Annotated in this window: 3 protein-coding genes; all 3 read left to right on the top strand. The window is 57.8% G+C overall.

Annotated features, from left to right (window positions below; all coding sequences use genetic code 11):
* Positions 1-178 precede the first annotated feature (178 nt).
* The 3 genes from VGE80_RS24420 to VGE80_RS24410 are packed head-to-tail and all read left to right on the top strand — an operon-like array spanning position 179 to position 4076.
* Positions 179-1312 (top strand): glycosyltransferase, encoded by a 1134-nt coding sequence (locus VGE80_RS24420; protein ID WP_440594466.1) that lies wholly within the window; start codon positions 179-181, stop codon positions 1310-1312.
* A complete protein-coding gene (locus VGE80_RS24415; protein WP_440594465.1) occupies positions 1312-2526 on the top strand; it encodes a glycosyltransferase family 4 protein in 1215 nt (404 codons plus the stop codon). Before VGE80_RS24420 ends, VGE80_RS24415 begins: the two co-directional genes overlap by 1 nt.
* A 5-nt stretch (positions 2527-2531) precedes the next feature.
* Positions 2532-4076, top strand: coding sequence for an alkaline phosphatase family protein (locus VGE80_RS24410; RefSeq protein ID WP_440594464.1), 1545 nt, complete (start codon positions 2532-2534; stop codon positions 4074-4076).
* Positions 4077-4096 lie beyond the last annotated feature (20 nt).

Here is a 4096-nt window from a genome sequence, read left to right as displayed (position 1 = left end):
TATCGCGCTTATGCGACCCGTTGTGCGTCATAATCGTCACAACCGTACGCTCGCGGGTGTCCTTTCAGTCGTTCACGCAAATGATAATTGACTGTTCGGCTGTTTGATTTTTACGGTGGCAGAAACAGGCGTTTAGTTGTGCAGGGGGTACGAGGTGATGGGGCGGGGAATCATCATATTGAGCATCTTTGACTGGTGGTCACATTCCCACGGTCATTCTGATATGCAGCTTGCCCGGGTGCTGGCAAAGTCTCATCCGGTTCTGTTCGTGAACAGTATCGGAATGCGGTCCGCCAAACGGAGTCTGGGGGGATCGCTGGTCAAACGGATTGGCCGCAAGCTCAGGAGCATGTCGCGGATTGCTTCCCGGCCAATTCCTGAACTGGATCTGGTCGTCTATACGCCCCTGTTCTGGCCCGCCTATTCCGGACTGCTGGGGAAGTTTAATAACGGCGGTCTGCGGTCGCAGATTCAGTACAACGCGCGACGACTGGGGTTCGATCGCCCTCTGGTCCTGATCACGCTGCCCACCTTTGCCGATCTGGCGCTGTCACTGGACCGCAGCGCTTTGTTGTACAACCGCAGCGATCGTCACGCCGATTTCCAGTACTCGGACCACAACGTCGTCGCGGCCAAGGAAGAGTTACTGTTTCGCAAATCGGACGCCGTATTGTACGCCAGTCGTTCGCTGTATGAAGCAGAGATCGGACGTGCGACCGGTCGTTCGGTTTACATTGGTCATGGTGCAGACCTCGACCATTTCTGTCCCGAGGGACCCATCGCGGAGGAGTTTCAGGCGATTCCAGCACCGCGAGTCGGTTTCTTTGGCGACCTGCGCGAACACGCAATTGATTTTCCCTTGCTGGAAAGCGTCGTGCGGGCCATGCCTCACGTCCAGTTCATCCTCGGGGGCACGCAACTGGATGACCTCTCGGCCTTGCGTCGACTTCCCAACATCCAGTTCTTTCCTGCCTGTCCCCATGAAAACATGCCTGCGCGCTGGCGAGCCCTGGATGTCGCAATTCTGCCGTACAAAGTGACTCCCTGGACTCAGGCCATCGAGCCGATCAAGTTGAACGAAATCGCTGCAACGGGACTTCCTGCGGTCGGCACGCGCCTGCCCGCATTCGAGGACCGGGGCATCGCCATTGCCGAAACGGGCGAGGAATTCGTCCAGGCTATCTCCCGTGCTTTGAAACGCTCAGACCCGGTGCGTGCTGCCGCTGGCGAATTACGTCGCTGGGAAAGTATTGCTGAGCAGATCGAAGAGATCGCGGCGGACGTCTCACCAGTTTGTACAGGGGCTCCCTGATGCCTCATTCGAGAGAAGACCGCTTACACCTGGGCGTGATTGGAGCACGCGGGATCGGAGCTCTTCAAGGAGGGATTGAGCGGTACTGCTCCGAATTCTACCGCCACATTCCCGCCGACCGATTCAAGATCACCATCTTCGTGCGGAAACCGTCGAAGGGTCTGGAAGACTGTAAGAACATCAACCTGGTTCGAATCCCGATTCTGAAATCCAGCAGCCTCGAAACCCCCCTTTACTCCATGATGGCTGTGCTGACCGCCTACGCGATGGGGGTCAAGGTGATTCACGTGCATGGACTCAGTTCGTGTCTTCCCCTTCCGTTGGCGCGACTACTGGGCCTGCGAATCATCGTCCGCCATATGGGGGCCGAGTACGACCGTGTCAAATGGAACTTTCTGGCCAGACGATTACTGAAGTTGGGCGAGTATTTCTGCGCCCGCTACGCGGAATCGGTTGTCTGCCTGAACTCGGATATTGCGGACAGATTTGCTGCCGCCACGGGACGTCGCGACAGTGTGGTGATTCCCAACGGGGTGAGTCTTCCCAGTGACGAAGCGGCCGAAAAACTCCCCGCGAACCTGGCGATTTCACCAGACTCGTATGCACTGGCGGTTGGTCGATTCGTCCCCGAGAAGAATTTTCATCAACTGATTTCCGCGTTTCTGACCGCCAGACTTCCCTCATCTGCAAAGCTGGTGCTTGCGGGCGAGCCCGATTACCCCGGACCTTATGCGCGGCTGATTGAAAGCCTGTGCCAAGGGCACGAAGACCGCATCCTGCGAGCCGGGGTCGTATGCGGTGACGAACTGGTTGCCCTCTATCGCCATACCCGGCTGTTTATCCTGCCGTCGTCGCACGAGGGAATGTCTTTTTCCCTCCTTGAGGCAGGCATCTCGGGCGCGCGACTGGTGGTCAGTGATATCCCCAGCAACAAAGAGGTTTGTCAGAATTTCGGGCGTCTCTTCCCGGTCGATTCTGAGGATGGATTGCGGGACGCCCTGGAGCAGGAATGGGGACGACCCCGTTCACAGAGAGAAGTCGATGCGCAAATCGCGGAGTTCAGGCGGCGGTTTGACTGGCGTCAGGTGGCCAGTGCGACGGGGCCGTTGCTGGCGGGGCCATCGAGAGTGTTGAAACAAAGTGAAGTCGAGTTGGTCCAACCAGAGTTCCCACAATCGGCCGATGCGAAGGAACCTGCGAAAGAAGGGGTTTAAAAATTATGAGCCGAGTTATGGTGCTCGCTCTGTCCGAGGCCTCACCCGAACTGGTCCAGCAATTCTGCGATGCGGGGGTGATGCCGAATTTGTCCCGACTGATGAAGCAAGGCTTGAGCGGACATACTCGCTATTCCATTCCCTATCTGCTGACACCGCAGATGTGGGCGACGATTCTGACCGGACGCCGTGCCGGCAGTCATGGCGTTTTCGACTATTGGCAGCGTCAGGATGGAGGCAAGTTTCTCGAAGTTCATGGTTCCGACGTTAAAGGACCCAAATTGTGGGATGTCCTCGCCAGCAATGATCTGCCATCAGGCTGGGTCAATGTCCCGATGACATATCCACCGCCAATGATTCCCGGTTTCGCATTGTCCGGTCAGGATGCTCCTGGAGCGCATCCTTCCATTTCACACCCGCGCGAGCTGTTTCAAGAGCTGACCAGCAGTCTGGGGCGGTATCATCACAAAGATATCTTTCCCGGGGGGCAGGACAAGGCGACATACGGTGAACTGCTTCCGCACGAGACGGTCTGGCAAAAATCCCTGCTCGAGAAGTTGGTTTACCGCGACGACTGGCGATTTCTGTTTGCCTACAACAGTGGCAGTGCGTTTGCACAGCACTATTTCTGGAAAGACATGGAGGAAAAAGGGAGCGTCACAGAGAAAGTTGCCGAGAAAACGTTTGCAGCCGCGGACGTGTTGATCGGCTCATTGATGAATGCTCTCGAACCGACTGACACATTATTTGTGATTTCGGAATGCGGCGCGGGTCCGATCAAGGCGGGGGTTCGCCTGCAGAACTGGCTCGAGCAGAATGGATTCCTGGCTCGTACCGAAGGTTGCAAAGGGCCGTCGGCGACAGCCCGCCTGCTGACCAGTATCCGGACCAACGCGCAGCGCTATCTGCCCCGCAGTCTGTTCTACTATGCGAATGCGATGCCCTTTAAGCAGTGGGTGCTTCGCCGGATCGCTCACGATCATATCGACTGGTCGCGGACGCGAGCCTACCACCGCGGCAAGGGCGAGGGGAACATTTACATCAACCTCGCGGGGCGTGAGCAGCACGGGATTGTCAGGCCCGAAGAGTATGAGCCACTTCGCGATGAACTGATCACCGCCTTGCGGAAGCTGACTGATCCGGAAACGGGTGAATCGGCCGTGATCGATGTCCACCGCCGTGAAGCGCTGTTCGGCGATCAGGGAGTGGAAATGGCACCGGATCTGGTGATCGAGTGGCGGGACGCTCGTTATATGCCCGCCGAAACGCTTTCCGCGGACCAAGAGATCTTTTCCGAGCGCGTCCGCGAGTTCATGACGTGGCCCACCAGCGGCAGCCATCGCCCGGAAGGGTTGTTCGTTGCCGCCGGCCCGAATATCCGTCCCGGCAAGCTCGAAAAGCCCGTCGAACTCGTTGACCTCGCACCCACGTGGCTGCACGCGCTCGGGTGCCCGGTCCCTGCGTCCATGAATGGATCCCCCCGAGTCGACCTGTTTCAGCAGGTTCAAAGCCCCGCTGCAGATCCTGCTGAACTGATCGCCCAGACGTGATCTGATCTGTATCCCCGCCA

The organism is Schlesneria sp. (genome assembly GCF_036405755.1).
Taxonomy (GTDB): domain Bacteria; phylum Planctomycetota; class Planctomycetia; order Planctomycetales; family Planctomycetaceae; genus Schlesneria; species Schlesneria sphaerica.
The sequence above is the reverse complement of the archived record's forward strand: the minus strand, read 5'-3'. Positions and strand labels throughout refer to the sequence as shown.